The 22,885-nt window shown below is 62.9% G+C and carries 27 protein-coding genes and 1 pseudogene; 1 reads left to right on the top strand and 27 read right to left on the bottom strand.

Annotation, left to right across the window (positions count from 1 at the left end):
- Window positions 1-14 precede the first annotated feature (14 nt).
- The 25 genes and pseudogenes from RSE12_10300 to RSE12_10180 form a co-directional block, all read right to left on the bottom strand.
- Window positions 15-773, bottom strand: coding sequence for a biotin--[acetyl-CoA-carboxylase] ligase (locus tag RSE12_10300; GenBank protein ID WRH64682.1), 759 nt, complete (start codon window positions 771-773; stop codon window positions 15-17).
- A complete protein-coding gene (gene nuoN / locus RSE12_10295; protein ID WRH64681.1) occupies window positions 763-2,199 on the bottom strand; it encodes an NADH-quinone oxidoreductase subunit NuoN in 1,437 nt (478 codons plus the stop codon). The genes RSE12_10300 and nuoN overlap by 11 nt, the downstream gene beginning before the upstream one ends.
- Window positions 2,200-2,212: 13 nt before the next feature.
- Window positions 2,213-3,754 (bottom strand): NADH-quinone oxidoreductase subunit M, encoded by a 1,542-nt coding sequence (locus RSE12_10290; protein ID WRH64680.1) that lies wholly within the window; start codon window positions 3,752-3,754, stop codon window positions 2,213-2,215.
- 1 nt (window position 3,755) lies between these two features.
- Window positions 3,756-5,924: an NADH-quinone oxidoreductase subunit L gene (nuoL, locus tag RSE12_10285; GenBank protein ID WRH64679.1), complete on the bottom strand. Its 2,169-nt coding sequence runs from the start codon at window positions 5,922-5,924 to the stop codon at window positions 3,756-3,758.
- A 5-nt stretch (window positions 5,925-5,929) separates the two neighbouring features.
- Window positions 5,930-6,235, bottom strand: coding sequence for an NADH-quinone oxidoreductase subunit NuoK (gene nuoK, locus RSE12_10280; GenBank protein WRH64678.1), 306 nt, complete (start codon window positions 6,233-6,235; stop codon window positions 5,930-5,932).
- A gap of 32 nt (window positions 6,236-6,267) precedes the next feature.
- Window positions 6,268-6,774, bottom strand: coding sequence for a hypothetical protein (locus tag RSE12_10275; protein ID WRH64677.1), 507 nt, complete (start codon window positions 6,772-6,774; stop codon window positions 6,268-6,270).
- A 59-nt stretch (window positions 6,775-6,833) separates the two neighbouring features.
- Window positions 6,834-7,448, bottom strand: a complete 615-nt coding sequence (locus RSE12_10270; GenBank protein WRH64676.1) for an NADH-quinone oxidoreductase subunit J — start codon at window positions 7,446-7,448, stop codon at window positions 6,834-6,836.
- Entirely contained in the window at window positions 7,445-7,855 is a 411-nt protein-coding gene (locus RSE12_10265) for a carboxymuconolactone decarboxylase family protein (GenBank protein ID WRH64786.1), read from the bottom strand. Before RSE12_10265 ends, RSE12_10270 begins: the two co-directional genes overlap by 4 nt.
- A gap of 5 nt (window positions 7,856-7,860) precedes the next feature.
- A complete protein-coding gene (gene nuoI, locus RSE12_10260; GenBank protein WRH64675.1) occupies window positions 7,861-8,355 on the bottom strand; it encodes an NADH-quinone oxidoreductase subunit NuoI in 495 nt (164 codons plus the stop codon).
- 5 nt (window positions 8,356-8,360) lie between these two features.
- Entirely contained in the window at window positions 8,361-9,398 is a 1,038-nt protein-coding gene (gene nuoH, locus RSE12_10255; protein WRH64674.1) for an NADH-quinone oxidoreductase subunit NuoH, read from the bottom strand.
- A gap of 12 nt (window positions 9,399-9,410) precedes the next feature.
- A complete protein-coding gene (locus tag RSE12_10250) occupies window positions 9,411-9,818 on the bottom strand; it encodes a hypothetical protein (GenBank protein ID WRH64673.1) in 408 nt (135 codons plus the stop codon).
- An 8-nt stretch (window positions 9,819-9,826) separates the two neighbouring features.
- A complete protein-coding gene (nuoG, locus tag RSE12_10245; GenBank protein ID WRH64672.1) occupies window positions 9,827-11,848 on the bottom strand; it encodes an NADH-quinone oxidoreductase subunit NuoG in 2,022 nt (673 codons plus the stop codon).
- Window positions 11,841-12,020, bottom strand: coding sequence for a hypothetical protein (locus RSE12_10240; GenBank protein ID WRH64671.1), 180 nt, complete (start codon window positions 12,018-12,020; stop codon window positions 11,841-11,843). Before RSE12_10240 ends, nuoG begins: the two co-directional genes overlap by 8 nt.
- Before the next feature lie 5 nt (window positions 12,021-12,025).
- Entirely contained in the window at window positions 12,026-12,529 is a 504-nt protein-coding gene (locus RSE12_10235; GenBank protein ID WRH64670.1) for a DUF3291 domain-containing protein, read from the bottom strand.
- Window positions 12,526-12,927 carry a DUF5333 domain-containing protein gene (locus RSE12_10230; GenBank protein ID WRH64669.1) on the bottom strand — a complete coding sequence of 134 codons (402 nt, stop codon included), beginning with the start codon at window positions 12,925-12,927 and terminating at the stop codon, window positions 12,526-12,528. Before RSE12_10230 ends, RSE12_10235 begins: the two co-directional genes overlap by 4 nt.
- Before the next feature lie 98 nt (window positions 12,928-13,025).
- The gene (locus RSE12_10225; GenBank protein ID WRH64668.1) at window positions 13,026-13,274 is read right to left on the bottom strand and encodes a hypothetical protein; all 249 of its coding nucleotides are present in this window, start codon (window positions 13,272-13,274) and stop codon (window positions 13,026-13,028) included.
- Between the two features lie 5 nt (window positions 13,275-13,279).
- Window positions 13,280-14,575 (bottom strand): NADH-quinone oxidoreductase subunit NuoF, encoded by a 1,296-nt coding sequence (gene nuoF / locus RSE12_10220; GenBank protein ID WRH64667.1) that lies wholly within the window; start codon window positions 14,573-14,575, stop codon window positions 13,280-13,282.
- Window positions 14,576-14,585: 10 nt separating this feature from the next.
- Window positions 14,586-14,810 carry a DUF5337 domain-containing protein gene (locus tag RSE12_10215; protein ID WRH64666.1) on the bottom strand — a complete coding sequence of 75 codons (225 nt, stop codon included), beginning with the start codon at window positions 14,808-14,810 and terminating at the stop codon, window positions 14,586-14,588.
- Window positions 14,811-14,817: 7 nt separating this feature from the next.
- Window positions 14,818-15,594 (bottom strand): NADH:quinone oxidoreductase, encoded by a 777-nt coding sequence (locus tag RSE12_10210; GenBank protein WRH64665.1) that lies wholly within the window; start codon window positions 15,592-15,594, stop codon window positions 14,818-14,820.
- Window positions 15,595-15,773: 179 nt separating this feature from the next.
- A pseudogene (gene nuoE / locus RSE12_10205) lies at window positions 15,774-16,481 on the bottom strand (NADH-quinone oxidoreductase subunit NuoE).
- Window positions 16,481-17,689, bottom strand: a complete 1,209-nt coding sequence (locus tag RSE12_10200; protein ID WRH64785.1) for an NADH-quinone oxidoreductase subunit D — start codon at window positions 17,687-17,689, stop codon at window positions 16,481-16,483. The pseudogene nuoE and the gene RSE12_10200 overlap by 1 nt, the downstream one beginning before the upstream one ends.
- Window positions 17,689-18,570 (bottom strand): sulfotransferase, encoded by an 882-nt coding sequence (locus tag RSE12_10195; GenBank protein WRH64664.1) that lies wholly within the window; start codon window positions 18,568-18,570, stop codon window positions 17,689-17,691. The genes RSE12_10200 and RSE12_10195 overlap by 1 nt, the downstream gene beginning before the upstream one ends.
- A gap of 3 nt (window positions 18,571-18,573) precedes the next feature.
- Window positions 18,574-19,173, bottom strand: coding sequence for an NADH-quinone oxidoreductase subunit C (locus tag RSE12_10190; protein ID WRH64663.1), 600 nt, complete (start codon window positions 19,171-19,173; stop codon window positions 18,574-18,576).
- Between the two features lie 12 nt (window positions 19,174-19,185).
- Entirely contained in the window at window positions 19,186-19,719 is a 534-nt protein-coding gene (locus tag RSE12_10185; protein WRH64662.1) for an NADH-quinone oxidoreductase subunit B family protein, read from the bottom strand.
- On the bottom strand, window positions 19,710-20,075 hold the full coding sequence (locus RSE12_10180; GenBank protein ID WRH64661.1) for an NADH-quinone oxidoreductase subunit A: 366 nt from the start codon (window positions 20,073-20,075) through the stop codon (window positions 19,710-19,712). The genes RSE12_10185 and RSE12_10180 overlap by 10 nt, the downstream gene beginning before the upstream one ends.
- A 337-nt stretch (window positions 20,076-20,412) precedes the next feature.
- On the opposite strand from RSE12_10180, the gene RSE12_10175 reads away from it, so the two are divergent.
- Window positions 20,413-20,886: a CreA family protein gene (locus tag RSE12_10175; GenBank protein WRH64660.1), complete on the top strand. Its 474-nt coding sequence runs from the start codon at window positions 20,413-20,415 to the stop codon at window positions 20,884-20,886.
- Between the two features lie 109 nt (window positions 20,887-20,995).
- Here the strand turns inward: RSE12_10175 and RSE12_10170 are convergent, their stop codons facing one another.
- Window positions 20,996-22,228, bottom strand: a complete 1,233-nt coding sequence (locus RSE12_10170) for a DegT/DnrJ/EryC1/StrS family aminotransferase (protein WRH64784.1) — start codon at window positions 22,226-22,228, stop codon at window positions 20,996-20,998.
- Window positions 22,225-22,884 carry an HAD hydrolase-like protein gene (locus tag RSE12_10165; protein WRH64659.1) on the bottom strand — a complete coding sequence of 220 codons (660 nt, stop codon included), beginning with the start codon at window positions 22,882-22,884 and terminating at the stop codon, window positions 22,225-22,227. Before RSE12_10165 ends, RSE12_10170 begins: the two co-directional genes overlap by 4 nt.
- Window position 22,885: the final 1 nt, after the last annotated feature.

Below are 22,885 nucleotides of genomic sequence, written 5' to 3'. Positions count from 1 at the left end.
GGTTTCCCCCGTTGTCAGAAGAACACTTCCGCCGCCGGAATGGCGACGGAGCCGTGGGATTGGCGCAGGATCAGTGCGCCGGTCTCATCTATGCTGTCGAAGATGCCGTCACGGGTTTCCGTCCCTGTCCGGGCGCGGATTGGCTCACCCAGACGTGCGGCATGATCCAGCCATGCGCGACGCAGGGGGGCGAAGCCGTGTTGTGTGAAGGTTTGTTCCCATGCAGCATAGGCGGGGGCGAGGGCATTCAGGAACGCTTCTGGCGTGACGCGCAGGCCAGTTTCGGCCAGCAGTGAAACGGGTGGAAGCGCGCCGGGTTCCACCTGTGCGGCGTCGGGGGAGGCAATGAGGTTGACGCCGATCCCGATGGCAAGCTGTGCCACCCCCTGCCCCGCGCCCGCGCTTTCCAGCAGGATGCCCGCCACCTTGCCGCCGTTCAGCAGCACGTCATTGGGCCATTTCAGCTGGAACGCTTGCGGCAGGCCTGTCAGCGAAACAAACGCATCGCGCAGCGCCAAGGCGGCAGCGAAGGAGCGCAGGGCGACGGTGGCGGCGGGTTCGGCCGGGTGCAGCAGCAGCGTGCCATGGAAGTTCCCGCGCGGACTTGCCCAAGCGCGGGCGCGGCGGCCACGGCCTGCGGTCTGTTCACCCGCCAGAAACCAGCACGGCCCCGGCTGGTGCGGGGCCATGCGGAAGGCATGGGCATTGGTGCTGTCGACCGTGTCGAGGAGCTGGCGACCCACCCCCTCGGGCCAGGGGGCGTTACCGGACAAGGGCTTCCGCCGCGATGGCGGCTGCGGGTTCGATGCCGAACAGGTTCACGATCCCGGCCACCATGATCACCGCCACGGCCACCAGCATTGCCCATTGTGCGGGGGCCATGCGGGATTCCATGCCGTCATTTTCTTTGCCGAAATACATGAAGAACACGATGCGCAGGTAGTAGAAGGCCCCGATGACCGACGCCACCGCACCCGCCAGCGCCAGCCAGGCCATATCTGCATCGACCGCGGCCTTCAGCACGTAGAACTTGCCGAAGAAGCCCACCATCGGCGGCACGCCTGCAAGGCTGAACATCAGAACCAGCATGGCCAACGCCTTGAGCGGTTCTTTCTTGGCAAAGCTGTTCAGGCTGTCGATGCTGGTGACGGGGCGGCCGTCTTTCTCCATCGACAGGATGAAGGCGAAGGTGCCGACGTTCATGGTGACGTAGATCGCCATATAGATGAGCATGGCCTGCACGCCTTCGGCCGTGCCTGCAGCTAGGCCCACCAGCGCATAGCCCATATGGGCGATGGAGGAATAGGCCATCAGACGTTTGATATCGCGCTGGCCGATGGCGGCCACGGCCCCAAGGAACATGGAGATCACGGCGAAGGCCGCGAGAACCTGCGCCCAATCGCCGGGGATGGTGCCGAAGGCATCCCATGTGAGCCGCGCCAGCAGTGCCATGGCGGCAACTTTGGGAGCGGTCGCGAAGAAGGCGGTCACCGGGGTAGGCGCACCCTCGTACACGTCCGGCGTCCACATGTGGAAAGGCGCGGCCGAGACCTTGAAGGCCAGACCCGCCAGCATGAACACCAGACCGAACAGCAGCCCCAGCGGTGCGCCTTCTTCCAGCGTGGACAGGATACCCGAGAACAGCGTGGTGCCTGCAAAACCATAGGTCAGTGACGCGCCATAGAGCAGGATGCCCGAGGACAGCGCACCGAGGACGAAGTATTTCAGACCTGCTTCGGTGGATTTCACGCTGTCGCGGCGGATGGCGGCGACGACATAAAGCGCCAGCGATTGCAGTTCGAGGCCCAGATAAAGCGCCATCAGATCGCCTGCCGAGACCATCATCATCATGCCGACCACGGCAAGGGCCAGCAGGATGGGATATTCGAAACGCAGCAGATCGCGGCGGATCATATAATCCTGCGACATGATCAAAACGGCGGCGGCGGAGACGAGGATCATCACCTTGGCAAAGCGCGCAAACGGATCGTCGATGAACATGCCGCCAAAGGCCGCGCGTTCGCCTTCACCGCCCACTCCGATCCAGAGCGCCAGTGCAAGGAACAGGCCTGCCGTGGCCCAGCTGATAAGGGGGGCGACCTTGTCCTTGCTGGTATAGACGCCGAACATCAGCGCGCCCATGGCAAAGAGGGCAAGCACGACCTCGGGCAGGACGGTGGAGAAATCTTGCGGGGTCATCTGACGCGTCCCTTCAGTTATTCGCAAGCTGCGTGTCGCCCGCTTCGGCGGGGATCGCAGCCTGATAGTCGGTGACCAGCGCCTCGACCGAGGGGCCGATGATATCGGTGACCAGCGCCGGGTAGATGCCCAAGAGCAGCGTCATCACCACGAGCGGCGCGAAGATCGCCTTTTCGCGGCGGGTCATGTCGGTGATCGACTTGAGCGCCTCTTTGATCAGATCGCCCATCACCACCCGGCGATAGAGCCAGAGCGCGTAGGCGGCCGACAGGATCACCCCTGTGGTGGCCACGGCGGCAACCCAGGTGTTGACCTGGAACACGCCCATCAGGGTGAGGAATTCCCCGATGAAGCCCGAAGTGCCGGGCAGACCCACATTGGCCATAGTGAAGAACATGAAGATCAGCGCATAGGCCGGCATCCGGTTCACAAGGCCGCCATAGGCATCAATCTCGCGGGTGTGCATCCGGTCATAGATCACGCCCACACAGAGGAACAGCGCGCCGGAGATGAAGCCGTGGCTGATCATCTGGAAGATCGCGCCGTCGATGCCCTGCTGGTTGGCGGCGAAGATGCCCATGGTGACGTAACCCATGTGCGCGACTGACGAATAGGCAATCAGCTTCTTCATATCCTGCTGCGCGAGGGCCACCAGCGACGTGTAGACGATGGCGATGGCCGACATCCACAACACAAGGGGCGCGAGCAGATCGGATGCCACCGGGAACATCGGCAGGCTGAAGCGCAGGAAGCCGTAGCCGCCCATCTTCAGCAGGATCGCGGCCAGCACGACCGACCCCGCAGTGGGGGCCTGCACGTGGGCATCGGGCAGCCAGGTATGCACCGGCCACATCGGCATCTTCACCGCGAAGGACGCGAAGAACGCAAGCCAAAGCAGCGTCTGCAGGCCACCCACGACGTGGATGCCCAGCACCTGCATGTCTTCCGACCCGAAGTTGTGCAGCAGCAGCGACGGGATGTCGGTGGTGCCCGCATCCATGTACATCGCGATCATCGCGACCAGCATCAACACCGAGCCGAGGAAGGTGTAGAGGAAGAACTTGAAGGCTGCATAGATGCGTTCCTTGCCGCCCCAGATACCGATGATCAGGAACATCGGGATCAGCCCTGCCTCGAAGAACAGGTAGAACAGCACCAGATCCAACGCGCAGAACACGCCCAGCATCAGCGTTTCCAGCATCAGGAAGGCGATCATGTATTCCTTGACGCGGGTCTGCACATCCCAGCAGGAGGCGATGGTCAGCGGCATCAGGAAGGTGGTCAGCATCACGAACAGGACGGAAATCCCGTCGACGCCCATCTTGTACTTCAGGCCAAGGATCCAGTCGTATTCTTCGACGAACTGAAAGCCGGTGTCCTGCGGATCGAAGCCGAACAGCACGAAAAGCGACACAAGGAAGGTGGCCGTGGTCGCCAGCAGCGCCAGCCATTTGGCATTGCGCTGTGCCGCCGGATCATCGCCGCGCAGGAACAGTGCAAGGATGCCAGCCGCAACCGCCGGGATGAAGGTGATGATGGAGAGCAGGTTATCCATATCAGTTCGCGCCCCCCAAGAGCGTCATCCAGGTGATCAGAGCGGCGATGCCCAGAACCATGGCAAAGGCGTAGTGGAACAGGTAGCCGGACTGTGCGCGGGACGCGAGCCGGGTGAAGAAGGGGATGATCCCCATGGCGATGCCGTTGATCGTGCCGTCGATGACCGTGCCATCCCCCTTTTTCCAGAGGAAGCCACCCAGCCATTTCGCGGGGCGCACGAAGACCCAGTCATACAGCTCATCGAAATACCACTTGTTCAGGAGGAACAGGTAAAGCGGGCGCTGCTGTTCGGCGAGTTTGCCGGGCAGGTCGGGGCGGCGGATGTAGAACTGGAACGCCAAGAGGAAGCCCAACACCATGGCGACGAAGGGCGATACCTTTACCCATTTCGGCACCAGATGCGCCTCATGGAGCACATCGTTATCGGGGCCGATGAAGATGGCCCCCTGCCCCGGCAGCGGCTGCGGGAAGGCATGCGCCTCGCCGTGTTCGCCTTCAGTCTCGGCATGATCTTCGGCTGCGCCTTCGGTCGTCGCCGTGTCCGCGCTGTGGGATTCGTCTGCTGCGGCTTCGCTATGTGCTTCGTCCGTGGTGGCGGAATGTTCCGCAACTGGCAGGCCGAACCAGGCGCGGACCTTGGCCTCTTCGCCGAAGAAGACGTTGTACCAGATCATCCCCGAGAACACCGCGCCGAGCGCCAGCACACCCAGCGGGATGAGCATGACGGTGGGGCTTTCATGCGGTTCGTGGTGGTGATCGTCGTCATGGCCGTGGGCGCCATGGCCGTGGCCGTGGCTATGCGCGCGGCTTTCGCCATAGAACGTCATGAACATCAGGCGCCAGGAATAGAAGCTGGTCATCCCCGCCGCCGCCACCAGAAGCCAGAAGGCATAGTCGCTGCCGACGTAGGCGGATTCGATCACCGCGTCCTTGGACAGGAAACCCGCAAAGCCATAATGCGTCAGCGGGATGCCCACGCCGGTGATGGCCAACGTGCCGATCATCATCGCCCAGAAAGTGAAGGGTATCTTCTTCCGCAGCCCACCATAGTTGCGCAGGTCCTGTTCGTGATGTGTGGCGTGGATCACCGACCCTGCGCCAAGGAACAGCATCGCCTTGAAGAAGGCATGGGTGAACAGGTGGAACATGGCGACCGAATAGACGCCAACACCTGCGGCCACGAACATGTAACCAAGCTGCGAGCAGGTAGAATAGGCGATCACGCGCTTGATGTCGTTCTGCACCAGACCGACAGTCGCGGCGAAGAAGGCGGTGGTTGCGCCCAACACGGTGATAAAGGTCGACGCGTCCGGCGCATATTCATACAGCGGCGACATGCGGCAGACGAGGAAGACACCCGCCGTCACCATCGTTGCCGCGTGGATCAGGGCGGAAACGGGCGTCGGCCCCTCCATCGCGTCCGGCAGCCAGGTGTGCAGGATCAGCTGCGCCGATTTGCCCATCGCGCCGATGAACAGCAGGACGCCGATCAGGTTGGCCGCGTTCCATTCCCCCCAAAGGAAGGTGAGATTGGTTTCCGCCAGTTCCGGCACCTTGGCGAAGATCACGTCAAAACTGACGGAGTCGGTCAGGAAGTAGAGTGCAAAGATACCCAGCGCAAAGCCGAAATCGCCCACGCGGTTGACGACAAAGGCCTTGATCGCGGCGGCATTGGCCGAAGGTTTCTTGTAGTAGAAGCCGATCAGCAGATAAGAGGCGACCCCCACCCCTTCCCAGCCGAAGAACATCTGGATCAGGTTATCCGATGTCACCAGCATGAGCATGGCGAAGGTGAAGAAGGACAGATAGGCAAAGAACCGGGCGCGATAGGGTTCATCATCGCGCCAGTTGTCATCATGCGCCATGTAGCCAAAACTGTAGAGATGAACGAGCGCCGAGACAGAGTTGATCACAACCAGCATGATGGCGGTCAGCCGGTCGAGCCGGATGGACCAGTCGCTGGTCAGCGTGCCGCTTTCGATCCAGCGCATCAGGACGATCTGTTCGGTCACGCCGTCATGCGTCAGGAAGATGACCCAGGACAGGATGGCAGCAAGGAACACAAGCGCCGTGGTGATGATCTGCCCGGCCTTTTCACCAAGGAAACGCCAGCCGAAGCCGCAGATCAGCGCGCCGATCAGCGGCGCAAAGAGGATGATCGTTGCCATTCGGGTCAGCCCTTCATCACGTTGACGTCTTCCACGTCGATCGTTCCGCGGTTGCGGAAGAACACGACGAGGATGGCAAGGCCGATGGCGGCCTCGGCGGCGGCGACGGTCAGGACGAACATGGTGAAGACCTGCCCGACCAGATCGCCCAGATAGGACGAGAACGCCACGAGGTTGATGTTCACGGCCAGCAGCATCAGCTCGATCGACATCAGGATGACGATGACATTCTTCCGGTTCAGGAAGATGCCGAAAATCCCGATGACAAACAGCGTCGCGGCCACTGCCAGGTAATGTTCAAGTCCAACCATCGTCTTTGTCCCTCAAGGCGCGCGTTGCGCCATCAGTTCGTTTGGGCCGCCGAGGCGGCCAGAGTTGTGCAATGTTCCGCGCCCTGACCGGGCAGCAGGGTGACCGGCACGCCCGCCGCGCGCAGGGCGGCCTCGGTGCCAGCAAGATCGGTCAGCCCCACACGCAGGCGCAGGCGGGCCTGTTCCACGGCGGTGGTGTTGTTGTAGTCCGCCCCCCGGCGCGCCTGATCGGCGCTGGAGCGGGTGACACCCGCGCGCAGCGTCGTGGTGCTGCGGCAGTCGATCATGTCCAGCGTCGTCTCGGTATAGCTGTCGCGGCGGGGGCCTTTGCAGACCTCGCTGTTGGCGCGGGTGACGAAGCGGCCGGCTGGATCGCCCAGCTTGGCCACCACTCCATCGGCATCGCATTTGGTGGCGAGGCCCATATCGACGGCCTGATCATCCGAAATACAGCCCGACAGCGCAAGGAGCGCGGCACAGCCGAAGGCCGCCGCCCAGAGGCGCGCCTTTTCCGTTCCATTCATCCACTGTCCAACCATTTTCGGTTCCCTTGGGCCTTTGGCCACTTCTTTCCTTTGGCGGGGCCTTCGCCCCCGGTTCAGAGCCCCTGCCCCGGCTTTACGTCCTTCAGTTCCATGGCCTTGGCCGGATCGCGCCACATCTGTTGCAGCACGTTCTGGCGTTTCACATCCTTGCGGTGGCGCAAGGTCAGCAGGATCGCGCCGATCATGGCGACCAGCAGCACAAGACCCGAGGCCTGGAACAAGTAGATGTATTTGTCATAGATCAGCAGACCCAGCGCCTTGGTGTTTTCCACCTGCGCCGCATCCGGAGCCACGGCCTGCCGCAAGCCCAGCGCGCCGTCAGCCTGCACCCATGCCCCGACGCCAAGGGTCAGTTGCATCAGCAGGATCACCCCGATCAACAGGCCAAGCGGCATGTATTTCGCCATCTCGCCCTTCAGTTCGGCGAAGTCGATATCCAGCATCATCACCACGAACAGGAACAGCACCGCGACCGCGCCGACATAGACGATGATCAGAAGCATCGCCACGAATTCCGCGCCAAGCAGCACGAAGAGCCCGGCCGAGGACAGGAAGGCAAGGATGAGCCACAGCACCGAATGCACGGGGTTGCGGCTGATGGTGACCAGAAGCCCGGCCGTTACTGCCACGATGGCAAAGGCGTAAAAGGCATAGTCGGCGACGGTCATGCGTCTTTCTCCTCAACTTCCGCAAAGACAGACTGGGCAAGCTCCAGCGCCTTTTGCATGGCGGGCAGGCCGCCGAACATGCTCATCTGCCAGATCACCTCGGCGATCTCGCGTTGGGTTGCGCCGGCTTCCAGCGCGTGGCGCACGGCCAGTTTCAATTGCGGCTCCGCCTGCGCGCCCAGCACGGTAAGCGCGGCGATAGTGACAAGAAGGCGGGTCTTTGCATCCAGACCTTCGCGGTTGAAGGTCTTGCCAAACCACATTTCCATCATGTCCTTGGACATGGTGGGAAACAGGGTTTCAAACCCCTTCACCTGCATGGTTTCCAAAGCCGGATTGAAGGCGCGGACCATTTCCTGGCCCTGCTCCATCATCTGCTGCATCATCTTGGTGAAGGCGTCATTCATCATGGTCACCGATACGGCGCGTCGATTTCGAGATTGCGCGCAATCTCGGCTTCCCAGCGGGCGCCGTTTTCCAAAAGCTTGTCCTTGTCGTAGAACAGCTCTTCCCGCGTCTCGGTGCTGAACTCGAAGTTCGGGCCTTCGACGATGGCATCCACCGGGCAGGCCTCTTGGCAGAAGCCGCAATAGATGCATTTCGTCATGTCGATGTCATAGCGGGTGGTGCGGCGGCTGCCATCCTCGCGCGGTTCGGCGTCGATGGTGATGGCCTGCGCGGGGCAGATCGCCTCGCACAGTTTGCAGGCGATGCAGCGCTCTTCGCCGTTGGGATAACGGCGCAGCGCGTGTTCACCCCGGAAGCGGGGGGAAAGCGGGCCCTTTTCATGCGGATAGTTCAAGGTGGCCTTGGGCGCGAAGAAGTACTTCATGCCGAGGGCGAACCCCTTGAAGAAATCCTGCAGCAGGAAAAAGCGGGTTGCGCGGTTCCAGTCGATGTTTGCCATCGGCTTCAGCCTCCAATCGTCCAGCGGGCCCAGAAGCCGCCGAAAACTTCGAATTTCGCCAGAAAGGCCACGATCACCACCCAGGCCAGCGACAGGGGCAGGAAGACCTTCCAGCCGATCCGCATGAGTTGGTCGTAGCGATAGCGGGGTGTGATGGCTTTCACCATCGCAAAGAGGAAGAAGAAGAAGGCCATCTTGGCGATCATCCACCACCAGCCGTCGGGCAGGCCCGGGATGGGCGACAGCCAGCCGCCGAAGAACAGCAGGCTCATCAGCGCGCACATCAGGTAGATGGCGATGTATTCGCCCGCCATGAACAGCAGGAAGGGGGTGGAGGAGTATTCCACCATGAAGCCTGCGACGAGTTCGGATTCCGCTTCGGGCAGGTCAAAGGGCGGGCGGTTGGTTTCCGCCAGCGCCGAGATGAAGAACAGCGCCACCATCGGCAGATGCGGCAGCCAGTACCAGTTGAAAAGACCCAGATCGCCGTCCTGCGCCGCCACGATGGCGGACAGGTTCATCGAACCCGTCGACAGGATGATGCCGATGATGATCAGGCCCAGCGACACCTCATAGGAAATCATCTGTGCGGCAGAGCGGAGCGAGCCGAGGAACGGGTATTTGGAGTTGGACGCCCAGCCGCCCATGATGACGCCATAGACCTCAAGCGAGGACATGGCGAAGACAAACAGGATCGCCACGTTGATGTTGGCCAGCACCCAGCCATCATCGAAGGGGATCACGGCCCAGGCCATCAGCGCCAGAACGAAGGACAGCATCGGGGCCAGGAAGAACACCGGACGGTCGGCCCCGGCGGGAATGACGATTTCCTTGAAGACGTATTTCGCGGCATCGGCCACGGTTTGCAGCAGGCCCCACGGCCCCACCACGTTGGGCCCCCGGCGCATCTGCACCGCGGCCCAGATCTTGCGGTCGCCATAGACGAGGAACAGCATCGACAGCATCACGAAGCCGACGAGCAGCAGCGTCTGCGCCGCCACCAGAACCGCCGTCCCCATCCCTGTTGCAAAGAATTCGTTCATGATGCCTTTCCCTCAGACCGTCGGTATCCCGAGCGAGCCGCAATCGCGCACCGTCACCTCGGCGTCGATGGTTCTGAAGCCCTTCGGAAGGGCGGCAGAGATGGTATAGACCGCATCCCCCCGCCAGATTTCACCTGTGCGCGCCACTGTGGTGCGCACGTGCCGCGCAAAACCCGCGCCGCGGATCAGCGCATATTGGGCCGCCGCGCAGCGCGCATAGGCCTCGACATCCGCATTGTCCCGCGCGCCCTTCATGGCGACGCGGAAATTCACCAGATCGCCATCCAGAAGGATCGTCTCGATCCCCTGATAGCCGGGGTTGAAACTGCCCATGCTGGACACGTCAGCACCGGGCGCGCAGGCGGCCAGCGCCGCTGCCGCGACCCCTGCCCTGCCTGTCATGCCCAATGCGCGTGCCATGCTGTGTTTCATTCCGCCGCAAGTGCCACGCGGGCACGGTCCGCCGCAAGGGCCGACAGTTCACCCATCAACGCTGATGCCCGGGCAATCGGGTTCGTCAGATAAAAATCCCGGATCGCAAGACGGAAATCGGCCTTGGCGGGGGCTTTCACCTCCAACGCGGACCACGCATTCGTGGCGACCTCGTCGATGCGGCCCAAATGCGGATGCGCCTTGACCAGCGCCTGCCGCAGCGCGGCCATACTGTCCCAAGGCAGGGTTGCGCCCAGTTCGGCGGAAAGGGCGCGCAGGATGGCCCAGTTTTCCTTGGCTTCACCCGGTGCGAAACCGGCACGCAGGGCCAGTTGCGGGCGGCCTTCGGTGTTGACGAACAGGCCGTTTTCTTCTGTCCAGGCGGCGGCGGGAAGGATGATGTCAGCGCGCATCGCGCCCCGGTCACCGTGGCTGCCTTGATAGATGACAAAGGGGCCGGGGGCGATTTCCACCTCATCGGCGCCAAGGTTGTAGATCACCTCGGCCCCGTCGGTGGCGGCTGCAAGGCCACCTTCGGTGACCGCGCCCACATCCATCGCGCCCACGCGCGAGGCGGCGCTGTGCAGGATCAGCAGTTTCGCGCCAGATGCTTCGCACAGGGCCATGGCCTGCGACAGCACGGCCTCGCCATCGGCCTCGTTCAGCGCGCCCTGCCCGACGATCACCACGGCGGATTTGCCATCCGGGCCGGCCTTCTTTGCTTCGGCCACGAGGGCCACCAGTGCAGCACGGTCGGTGCCGGCGTGGTAATAGTCATAAGTCAGGTCGACCGCAGGCCCAACGACGGCAACAGCCGCACCGTGCAGCCAAGCCTTGCGGATGCGGGCGTTCAGAACGGCTGACTCGACCCGCGGGTTGGTGCCAATCAGAAGGATGGATTTGGCGCTGTCGATATCTTCGATCGCCGCCGTACCGACATAGGCCGAGCGGTTGCCAATCGGCAGGCGCGCGCCATCGGTGCGGGATTCCACTTTGCCGCCAAGCCCTTCGATCAGGGTCTTCAGGCCGTAGATCGCCTCGACCGGGGCCAGATCGCCCACGAGTCCTGCGACTTTCTTCCCCTTGATCGCGGCGGCGGCGGCGACCAGCGCCTCGCCCCAGCCTGCCTTACGCAGCTTGCCGTTTTCGCGGATATAGGGCGTGTCCAGACGCTGGCGGCGCAGGCCGTCCCAGACGAAGCGGGTTTTGTCGGAAATCCATTCCTCGTTCACGCCGTCATGGTTGCGCGGCAGGATGCGCATGACTTCGCGGCCTTTGGTATCGACCCGGATGTTGGAGCCAAGCGCATCCATCACGTCGATGGTTTCCGTCTTGGTCAGTTCCCACGGACGGGCGGTGAAGGCATAGGGTTTCGATGTCAGCGCGCCGACGGGGCAAAGGTCGATGATGTTGCCCTGAAGGTTCGAGGCCAGCGTTTCATTCAGATAGCTGGTGATTTCGCTATCCTCGCCCCGGCCGGTTTGGCCCATCTGGGTGATGCCCGCGACTTCGGTGGTGAAGCGGACGCAGCGGGTGCAGGAGATGCAGCGCGTCATCTTGGTGGCGACCAGCGGGCCGAGGTTCAGGTCATCGGAGGCGCGCTTGGGTTCGCGGTAGCGGCTAAAGTCCACGCCATAAGCCATGGCCTGATCCTGCAGATCGCATTCGCCGCCCTGATCGCAGATCGGGCAATCGAGCGGGTGGTTGATCAGCAGAAACTCCATCACCCCTTCGCGAGCCTTCTTGACCATGGGCGACTTGGTCTTGACGACCGGCGCCTCGCCGTTCGGGCCTGGGCGCAGGTCGCGCACCTGCATCGCGCAAGAGGCGGCGGGTTTGGGCGGGCCGCCGACCACTTCGACCAGACACATGCGGCAGTTTCCGGCGATGGTCAGGCGTTCGTGATAGCAAAAGCGCGGGATCTCTACGCCTGCCACTTCGGCGGCCTGAATGATGGTCATCGCGCCATCAACCTCGACCTCGATGCCGTCGATGCTGATTTTCTTGAGGTTAGACATGAGCCCGGTCCTTCCGCAGCAGCCCGTTCATCGCGTCGCGCAGACGGGCGAGCAGCCCGGATTGCGGCGCGGGGGCGGCCTGTTTCGTCTTGTCCTGTTCGAATGACAGGTGTTTCACGCGCGCCTCGATATCGCGCATCGCGTATTTCGGGTCGAGATTGCCATGGCACATGCCCGCTACTCCGCCGCCACTTGGGTGCAGCGGTGGGTTTTCCACAGCTGCGCCTCTTTCAGATATGTCCAGCCAAAGGCGTGGTCGCTGTCACCTTGCGTCTGCAGATGGGCCAGCCGTTCCAGCGCCTCGTCCAGCGTGGGGCGGTGCCCGGCGGGCACCCACCACATGACGAAATGCATCTTGCCCAGCACTTCGAACCATTCCGCCCGCCGTTCGTAGAATTGACGGTGGACGGTGTTCCAGACGAAGTTCTCCAGCGTTTCGACGCTTTCCCAGACTGTGAGGTTTGACACGAACTGCGGATCGCCGCCGATCTTGGCCTCGGTATTGCCGGTGCCCGGTTCGCCCGAGCCTTCCATCATCCAGACAAAGCCCGGCATCCGCTTGCCCATGCCGTTCACCCGGTCAAGGGCGGCCATGAATTCGGCCACGCGCGGATCATCGGTCGGGGCCAGCAGGCGGCCTACGTTCAGTTCGGCAAGGTGCATCGCGGGGGTCTGGGTCATTTCGTTGACCTCAGCAATGTGCCGATCAGGCTTTCCTTGGCGATTTCCGCCTCGCCGATCTGGCAATAGATCGCGTCCTTGCCGGGTTCGGCCCCGCGTTCGGCCAACCATGCCGCCGCCTCGGCCTTGCCGCGCGCTTTTTCGGTGTCGTCGGTCACGAAAGCGCGGACCTGGGCGGTGGTGTAGCCTTTGTCCAGCGCATAGACGCGCAGCTTGTTCAATTCGCCCAGCGCGCGGATCTTGCGCGGTTCGATCGTGGGGCAGTTGTCGGCGATGGCGTCACCAATGAAGCCCTGCAACAGGATGTTGTTGATATGGGCTTCCTTGTTGATCGGCTCCAGCGCATGGGCGGGAACGGCTGCCATCAGCGCGATCAGGGACAGGGGTGCAAGTTTCATCAGGGCCTCCTTGGCATTCCATGCCAAGAAGATGGGGGCAAGGCGCGGTGATATGACATCACAAGACCGGGTATAGGCGGAGGTTATCGCATAGCAGGTCATGCGCAGCCCTCCACATAGACCCAAGCGCCGGCCTCATACCGGTCATAGATGCTGGGGCGCAGGCTGCGGCCAAGGGCGGCACATTCCGCCTCGGCCACCCGGCGGGCGGCGGCGCCTTCGTAATTGGCAAAGGCAGCGCCATTGTTGGTGACGCGCAAAGGCGCAGCAGCGACCGCGACCCCGCCCGAAGGCGCGGTCTGCACGCAGCCCGAGGCTGCTATGCACAGGGTCAGGGCTGCGGCCATCCGCTTCACTCCGCCGCGACCGCCGAGAGGCGGCCCGTCTTTTTCGCCTTGATGCGATCTTCGATTTCGTCCCGGAACGCCCGCACGAGGCCCTGGATCGGCCATGCCGCCGCGTCGCCAAGGGCGCAGATCGTGTGACCTTCGACCTGTTTGGTGACCGACAGGAGCATGTCGATCTCTTCGACTTCGGCCTCACCGCGGACCAGACGGTCCATGACGCGCATCATCCAGCCCGTGCCTTCGCGGCAGGGTGTGCACTGGCCACAGGATTCGTGCTTGTAGAATTTCGACAGCCGCCAGATCGCCTTGATGACGTCAGTCGACTGATCCATCACGATCACCGCTGCCGTGCCGAGGCCCGAGCGTTGTTCGCGCAGCCAATCAAAATCCATGATCGCATCGTCGCATTGCGCCTGCGTGAGCAGCGGCACGGACGACCCGCCAGGGATCACGGCCTTCAGGTTTTTCCACCCGCCGCGCACGCCGCCGCAGTGGCGATCCAGCAGTTCCTTGAGCGGGATCGACATCGCTTCTTCGACCACGCAGGGGTTGTTGATGTGGCCCGAGATGCCGAAGAGTTTGGTCCCGGCATTGTTGGGCCGGCCAAAGCCAGCAAACCATTCCGGGCCACGGCGCAGGATGGTGGGGACAACGGCGATGGATTCCACGTTGTTCACCGTGGTGGGGCAACCATAGAGGCCCGAGCCTGCCGGGAACGGCGGCTTCATCCGGGGCATGCCCTTTTTGCCCTCAAGGCTTTCCAAAAGCGCGGTTTCTTCGCCGCAGATATAGGCCCCTGCCCCGTGGTGGAGGTAGAGGTCGAAATCCCAGCCGGATTTTGCGGCGTTCTTGCCCAGAAGGCCCGCGTCATAGCATTCGTCGATGGCGGCCTGTAGCGCCTCACGCTCGCGGATGTATTCGCCGCGAATGTAGATGTAGCAGGCATTGGCGTTCATCGCGAAAGACGCGATCAGCGCGCCTTCGATCAGGGTATGCGGATCGTGCCGCATGATTTCCCGGTCTTTGCAGGTGCCCGGTTCGGATTCATCGGCGTTGATGACCAGATAGGATGGGCGGCCATCGCTTTGCTTGGGCATGAAGGACCATTTCAGGCCCGTGGGAAAACCTGCGCCGCCACGGCCGCGCAGGCCCGATGCCTTGACCTGTTCGATGATCGTGTCGCGGCCACGCTTGATGATGTCGGCGGTGCCGTCCCAATGGCCGCGCTTCTTGGCCCCCGCAAGGGTGCGTTCATGCATCCCGTAGAGGTTGGTGAAGATGCGGTCCTGATCCTTGAGCATGTCTTGCCCCTCAATTGCCCTGGCGTTTGCGCCAGATCCGGTAAGTCACGACCAGCGCCCAGATGAACGCGGCCATTGCAGCGAGGTCGAAGAGAAAGGCAAAGCGGGTTTCCCAGCCCAGCCTTCCCCCAAGGAAGCTTGCCCCCATCCACAGGATCATGGTTCCTGCCAGAACAAAGGCCACTTGCCTTGTCTGTCTGGCGATTTCCTTTTCCTGCGGGGTGGGTTCGCGCATCCCCGCCTCAGTAATCGTTCGTCTTGGCACGGCGGAGGAATTCCTCCAGCCCCACCTCGCCGATCAGTTTGGCCTGAGCCACCCATTTGTCGCGGGTGACGCGGCCCTTGAAGCCTTTCAGGTTGCCATCCATCCATTCCACTTCGGCCGCACCCCATGAGGCGATCTGGTCAAGGTGGAAGATGCCGTTGTCGTTGAGCACCTTTTCCAGCGCGGGGCCGATGCCTTCGATCACCTTCAGGTCATCCGCCACGCCCTTGCGCGCAGCCTTGAGCGCCTTGGGTTTGCTGCCGCCTTCGGGGGCGGCGACGGGGGCGGCTTCAGCGGCGGCTTTGGCGGCAGGCTTGGCAGCGGCTTTGGGCTTTGGCTCGGCCTTCGGCTTTGCCTCGGCCTTGGGGGCAGCGGGTGCCGGAGCGGCAACGGGGGCGGCAATCGGGGCGGCGACTTCGGCTACGGGGGCTGAAGACACCATCGACGCAGCCATCAGCGGCGCTGCTTCTGCCATCGGTGCCACAGGAGCAGCAGCGGGAACCGCAGCGGCAACGGGAGCGGCAGGATGCGCGGCATCCGTATCTGCTTCGGGTTTGGGGATGCGGTCAGCCGCGCCCCAGGGCATGCCGATGACCAAGCCGACCAGACCCGTGATGACGGCGGCAAAGAAGCCGGAGGTCGTGTAATCAAAGCCGCCCACCACCTTTGCGATGAGAAAGGCCAAAACCCCGGCTACGACGGCGAAGATCCAGCCGTTCAGCGAAGGGGCATTCAGATTGTCGACTCGTTTCATGCGCGTATCCCTGTTTGCGGGGCGTCAGGTTCGCCCCTTCCCTCGTTTTTTCGTCATTCGTCCTGTGTTTTCTTTGCGCGGCTGCGCGGGGCTTTTGCGGGTGCGTCCGGGGTGGCATCCACCTTCGGCGCGGCAGGCTTTTTGGCGGCAGGCTTCTTGGGTGCGGCGGCTGTGGCCGCCTTGCCCAGCCAAGGCGTCAGGATCGGCACTTCGGTGCCGTCGATCCGCTTCACCGTGTCTCCGATATCCACCGCCAGTTGGGCGGATGCGTTGTATTGCTGCCGCCCAGATTCGAAATCTTTCAGCGTGGTCAGGCCCGACAGCGGTTCGGCAGCATAGCGGCCGTTCTGCGGGCCAGGGACCGGCACCTCGCCTTTGGAGAAGCGGGCGATCAGGTCGCGCAGTTTCGCGGGCGTCAGGTCTTCGTAATAGTCTTTGCCGATCTGGGCCATCGGGGCATTGGCGCAAGCGCCCATGCACTCCACTTCTTCCCAGCTGAACTTGCCATTTGCGGAAAGGGTATGCGGCGCGGGGGCGATCATTTCCTTGCAGACCTTGATCAGGTCTTCTGCGCCGCAGATCATGCAGGTGGTGGTGCCGCAAATCTGCACATGGGCGATGGAGCCCACGGGTTGCAGTTGGAACATGAAGTAGAAGGTCGCCACTTCCAGAGCGCGGATGTAGGCCATACCCAGCATGTCAGCGACGGTTTCAATCGCCTTGCGGGTCAGCCAGCCTTCCTGCTCCTGCGCGCGCCACAGCAGCGGGATGATGGCCGAGGCCTGACGACCCTCGGGGTATTTGGAAATCTGGCCCTTCGCCCATTCCAGATTGGCGGGCGTGAAGGTGAAGGAGTCCGGTTGGACAGGGTGCAGGCGGCGGAGCATTAGCGGTCGATCTCCCCGAACACGACATCCATCGTGCCGATGATGGCGGATACGTCGGCAAGCTGGTGGCCCTTGCAGATGTAATCCATGGATTGCAGGTGCAGATATCCCGGCGCGCGGATCTTGGCGCGATAGGGTTTGTTGGTGCCGTCGGCGACCAGATAGACGCCGAACTCACCCTTGGGCGCCTCGACACAGGCGTAAACCTCGCCCGCCGGGACGTGGAAGCCTTCGGTGTAGAGTTTGAAGTGGTGGATGAGCGCCTCCATCGAGGTCTTCATCTCGGCCCGCTTCGGCGGCGTGATCTTTCCACGTGCGAGCACGTCGCCCTTTTCCACGCGCAGCTTGGCAATCGCCTGCCGGATGATGCTGGTCGACTCGCGCATTTCGGCCATGCGGCAGAGATAGCGGTCATAGCAATCGCCGTTCTTGCCGACGGGGATCTTGAAGTCAAACTCGTCATAGCATTCGTAGGGCTGACTACGGCGCAGGTCCCAAGCCAGGCCCGACCCGCGCACCATGACGCCGGAATAGCCCCATTTCTGGATGTCATCTTCGGTCACAATGCCGATATCGGCGTTGCGCTGTTTGAAGATGCGGTTTTCCGTCAGCAGCGTGTCGATATCGTCCAGCACCTTGGGGAAATGATCGGCCCAGGCGTCGATATCGTCCAGCAGCGAGGGCGTCAGGTCGACATGCACGCCACCGGGGCGGAAATAGGCCGCGTGCAGACGCGCGCCGCAGGCGCGTTCGTAGAAGACCATCAGTTGTTCGCGTTCCTCAAACCCCCAGAGCGGAGGGGTAAGCGCGCCCACGTCCATCGCCTGCGTGGTGACGTTCAGAAGGTGGTTCAGCACGCGGCCGATTTCCGAAAACAGCACGCGGATCAGGCTGGCGCGGCGCGGCACTTTGGTGCCGGTCAGCTTTTCAATGGCCAGACACCAGGCATGTTCCTGGTTCATCGGGGCCACGTAATCCAGCCGGTCGAAATAGGGCAGGTTTTGCAGATAGGTCCGGCTTTCCATCAGCTTTTCTGTGCCGCGATGCAGCAGGCCGATATGCGGATCGCAGCGTTCGACAATCTCGCCGTCCAGTTCCAGCACAAGGCGCAGCACACCATGCGCCGCCGGGTGCTGAGGCCCGAAGTTGATATTGAAGTTGCGGATTTTCTGTTCGCCTGTCAGCGCGTCGTCGAAGGCACCGTCCATCATCCGTGAACCTCTGTCATGTTCCTGCGCCAGCTTGCCGGAAGTTCCGGCATCAGACGGGCGACATATTCATATTGCGGGCGCAAGGCCGCCTGTGCGCGGGCGCGCAGCGTGGCTGGCAGATCAAGCGGCAGGCCTTCGTGTTCACGATGGGCCAGATCTGCCGGGTGGTCGGCGATGCCCAGAAAACGGCACAGGCGGGCGATGCCGGGGATCGTCATCAATTCATCCTGAAGCAGGATCAGAAGCTTTTCGGGCGCGACGGCCGCACGCAGGCGTGCGATGGCGCCGGCATAATCCTCACGATCGGCTTTGCCGCCTTCGATCCCGTCCAGCATGTCAGTCATCGCCACGACCGACTGCGCGGGGAAATCGGATGGATCGGCCGCGCGCCGCTGACCCAGCATCCGCGCCTGCGACCAGAGCCGCGACACCGGATCGCGCAAGAGGTAGAGGAAGCGTACATCCGTCGCCATCGTGGCCATGCCGCGCAGCCGGGCTTCGGGCAGCATCGCATAGGCGGGGGTGATGTCGGCCACCACATGCCGGTCGCCGCGCCCCTGTGTCAGGTAGTCCAGGTAGGCCGCCACAGCACGCGGCCCGCGCGCCAGAACCGCCACCCAATCGGTCAAATCACGGATCAGCCGCGCCGTTTCCGGGCTGGCGTCGCCTTCGGCCTGACGGGCGCGGGCACGCAGCAGGCGCATCTCTTCGCGCTTGCGCCAGTTGCGCATCGTGCCGGCTTCGGCGCTGTTGAAGAAATGCAGTTCCTTGATCGCGCGCAGGTGACAGTCCGGATGCGCCAGCAGATAGCGGTACAGCCAGCACGTGCCTGCCTTTGTCGCCCCTGTGCAGATCAGGAATGTCGGCTCTTGCGCCACGGATCAGCCCTTCTTCTCGTCGCCGGGAAGGATGTATTCGGCGCCTTCCCAAGGCGACATGAAATCGAACTGGCGGTATTCCTGCACCAGCTTGACCGGTTCATAGACCACGCGCTTTTGCGCCTCGTCGTAGCGAACCTCGGTATAGCCGGTCGTCGGGAAATCCTTGCGCAGCGGAAAGCCACGAAAGCCGTAATCCGTCAGGATGCGGCGCAGGTCTGGGTGGTTGGAAAACAGGATGCCGAACATGTCGAACACTTCGCGTTCGAACCAGTTGGCCGACGGATGAACCCCGGTCAGCGACGGGACCATCTCTTCTTCGCCGATGGCCATTTTCAGCCGGATACGCTGGTTCTGGTACATCGACAGGAAGTGATAAACGAGGTCGAACCGTTCCGCCCGTTCGGGGTGATCCACGGCGGTTATGTCGACCAGGCTGGTAAAGCGGCAGGCGCTGTCGGTGCGCAGGAATTCGACCAAAGATTCCAGCCGTTCCGGCACAACATCCAGCGTCAGTTCGCCAAAGGCGACGGCACTGGAAAGCACCGCATCGGATTGCTTGAAGGCGATATGGGCCGCCAGTTCGTGCAAGGCTTCGGACATGCCGTGTCTTCCTTAGCGGGTGATGGTGCCGGTGCGGCGGATTTTCCGCTGCAACTGCAGAATGCCGTAAAGCAGCGCCTCGGCCGTGGGCGGGCAGCCGGGAACGTAGATATCGACCGGAACGATCCGGTCGCAGCCGCGCACGACGGAATAGGAATAGTGGTAGTAGCCGCCGCCATTGGCGCAGGACCCCATGCTGATCACATAGCGCGGCTCGGGCATCTGGTCATAGACCTTGCGCAGGGCCGGGGCCATCTTGTTGGTCAGCGTGCCCGCCACGATCATCAGGTCCGATTGCCGTGGGCTGGCGCGGGGCGCAGTGCCGAAGCGTTCCAGATCATAGCGCGGCATGGAGGTGTGCATCATCTCGACAGCGCAGCAGGCCAGACCGAAGGTCATCCAGTGCAGGGACCCGATCCGCGCCCAGTTGATGATGTCCTCGGTCGAGGTCAGCAGGAAGCCCTTGTCCTGCAATTCGCGGTTCAGGGCCTTTACGGCAACCTCATGGTCGCCGCCCGCTTGGTTGGGCGATGTGCTCACTCCCATTCCAGGGCTCCCTTCTTCCATTCATAGGCAAAGCCGACGGTCAGCACGGCAAGGAACACCATCATCGACCAGAACCCTGTCATGCTCATGTCGCCAAAGGCGACGGCCCAGGGAAAGAGGAAGGCCACTTCCAGATCGAAGATGATGAACAGGATCGAGACGAGGTAGAAGCGCACGTCGAATTTCATCCGCGCGTCATCAAAGGCATTGAAGCCGCATTCGTAGGCCGACACCTTTTCCGGATCGGGATTTCGCACCGCGATGAGCGCCGCGGCCAGCAGCAGGACAAGGCCCAGACCGACGGCGACGGCCAGCAGGATGAGAATTGGAAGATACTCTCGGAGAAGTGGGTCCACGAGGTGCTCCTTCGGCTGGCGACTGGCGAGCTGCGGCCTCGGATGGGCTGCTTGATCTCTTGGCGCTTCGTTTACCCCGCCCCCCGGCCTTGGTCAACCAATGGCGGGGGCAAAAGACGGGGCTGCGACAACGCAATCCGTGCAATCTTCCTCAGTCTTTGCGACTTGTATACCACAGCACACCGACATTCTGCCGCAGCGCGGCACGCGAGGCGCGATGGCAGGTCCTTGAGTCGCCGATGGAATCTGCCGAACGCGTCCCCGATTGCGGTTCCGGGCTGGTATCCGCGTGCCGCTTGCGCTTCACTGCGACCTGTCCCAGACCGGAGAAGTCGCCATGTCCCGCCTGCCCTTGCGTGCCGCCGCCCTGATCGCGCTTACGCTTTTCCCCTGCGCTGCCTTGGCGGAAGAGGTGGGAACTGTCGGGGTGGACTGGATCGGCAATGACATCCTAATCGAAGCGCTGGCTGATCCCGATGTGGCAGGGGTGACCTGCCATCTGGCCTATTTCGACCGCTCGACGCTGGATCGTCTGGTGCAGGGCAACTGGTTCGAAGACCCGTCGAATTCGTCCATCGCCTGCCGCCAGACAGGGCCGATCACGCTGGGCGATATTGCGCGCGGACCCGAGGGCGAGGAGATCTTTTCCGAACGCCAATCGCTGCTGCTGAAGACCCTTTCGGTCACCCGCATCTATGATGAGGGGAACAACACGCTGATCTATGTGGCCCATGCCCGCGAGATAACCGAAGGGTCGGCCAAGATGTCGATTTCCACCGTGCCACTGTGGCAAGCGGCCCCGGCGCAGTAAGCCGCAGAATTTTCCGCGAAAATTCTGTCTGGGCGATTTTTCTGCGAAAAATCGCGATCCTTCGCTGAAGGATCGGATCGAAGAATTTTTGCAGAAAATTCTTCGTCCCTCAGTCGGCCAGGGGGACCGCCGCCTCGGCCTCGTCGCCGCTTTGCTGCACGGCCAGCACCTCGGCCCGGATGATGCGGGCGATGAGCGCGCAATCCTCGGGCGAAAAGGTCAGCGGCACCCGCATGTCGATCAGCCCGGCCAGCAAGCGATCTGTCTGCGGCAGCGGTTCCGGGCTGGCATAGCGCCAGTGGTCATAGCGGCTGGTAAAAGCGACCGGGTCCGGCGCGCCGAACCATTTCAGTTCCACCCCCCGCGCGGCACACCGCGCAATCAGCGCGCGGATGCGCCCGGCGGGCCAGTCCGGCAGCAGGAACTGAAAGGATGATCCCACATAAACCTCGTGTTCCGGGCGTGGGATCAGCCGCAGCGCGGGCGTATCCGTAAGGCCCGTCTCCAACATGTGGTAGAGCACGCCCCAACGGGCGACGCGGTCTGCCAACAGGCGGAGTTGCGGGCGCAGGATGGCGGCGCGCAGATTATCCATCCGGCCCGAGATATTGGGTGTGTCCAGCTTGATGCCATCAAACGCCTCGGGCGGGGGGGCGGCGCGGTGACGGGCGTAAAGCATATAGGAGCCGGACAGCAGCACAGCGCGCGCGGCGATCTGCGGATCATCGGTGATGATGAAGCCGCCTTCGCCCGAATTGATGTGCTTGTAGGTCTGCATCGAATAGCAGCCCACCTGCCCGTGCCGCCCCGATGGAACGCCACGCCAGGTGGCGCCCATGGTATGGGCGCAATCCTCGATCACCGTGATGTCCTGCCTGTCACAGAGCGCCATCAACGCCTCCATATCGCAGACATGCCCGCGCATATGCGACAGCAGCAGGACGCGCGCGCCGGTCTCAATGGCCTTCGCCTCCAGATGTGCGAGGTCGATGGTCAGATCGGGCGTTACTTCCACAAAGACGGGCTGCGCGCCGACCGAGGCGATGGCCCCCGGCACCGGGGCGAGGGTGAAGGCATTCGACAGCACCGGATCGCCCGCCCCCACGCCCACCGCGCGCAGGGCACAGGCCATGGCATACCCGCCCGAGGCCACGGCAAGGCAATAGCGCGCGCCGGTCAGGGCGGCGAATTCCTCTTCCAGCAGCGCGGTTTCCGCCACTTCGCCGGGGGCGGTGTTGTAGCGGTGCAGGCGGCCATGGCGCAGGACGGCAAGCGCGGCCTCGATCCCCTCTTCGGGGATCGGCTCTTGCTGGGTGAAACTGCCCATGAAACGTTCCATCAGATCACCAGCCTTTCCGCCAGTTCCGGCAGATCGTCGAAATGGTCCAGCAGGGCATCGGGATCAAGGCGCGCTATGTCGCGCCCCTCGGGGCCGAAGGTCACCAGAGCACAGGGAACGCCCGCCGCGCGGGCGGTTTTGCGATCCGTATCGGTGTCGCCGATCAGCATGGAACGGGCCACGCTGCCCCCTGCCCGTTCGACCGAGGCCGCATAGGGGGCCACATCCGGTTTGCGCGTGGGCAGCGTATCGGCCCCGATCAGCGCATCAAACAGGGGTCGGATGCCAAGGCGGCCCACCAGCGTTTCGGCCAGACCTTCGGGTTTGTTGGTGCAGATCGCGGTGGCAAAGCCCCTGCCCCGCAGCGCCTCGACCGCCGCAATGGCGCCGGGATAAAGCCGGGTATGGGTGTCAATTCCGTCGGCATAGGCCACGAGAAGCCGGGGATACTGCGCGTCGATCATCGCCTCTGACACCGCGCCCAACCGCGAGAATCCCAGCCGCAGCATGGCCCTGCCGCCATGAAAGGCCGTCAGTGTATCGGCCGGGGTCAGCATGTCGCCATGGCCCAGATCACGGAAACAGGCATTGGCCGCCGCCAGCAGATCGGCCGAGGTATCCGCCAAAGTTCCGTCCAAATCGAAGACCACTGTCCGCATC

The organism is Fuscovulum sp. (assembly GCA_035192965.1).
In the GTDB taxonomy this organism is placed as follows: Bacteria; Pseudomonadota; Alphaproteobacteria; order Rhodobacterales; family Rhodobacteraceae; genus Paragemmobacter.
The sequence above is the reverse complement of the archived record's forward strand: the minus strand, read 5'-3'. Positions and strand labels throughout refer to the sequence as shown.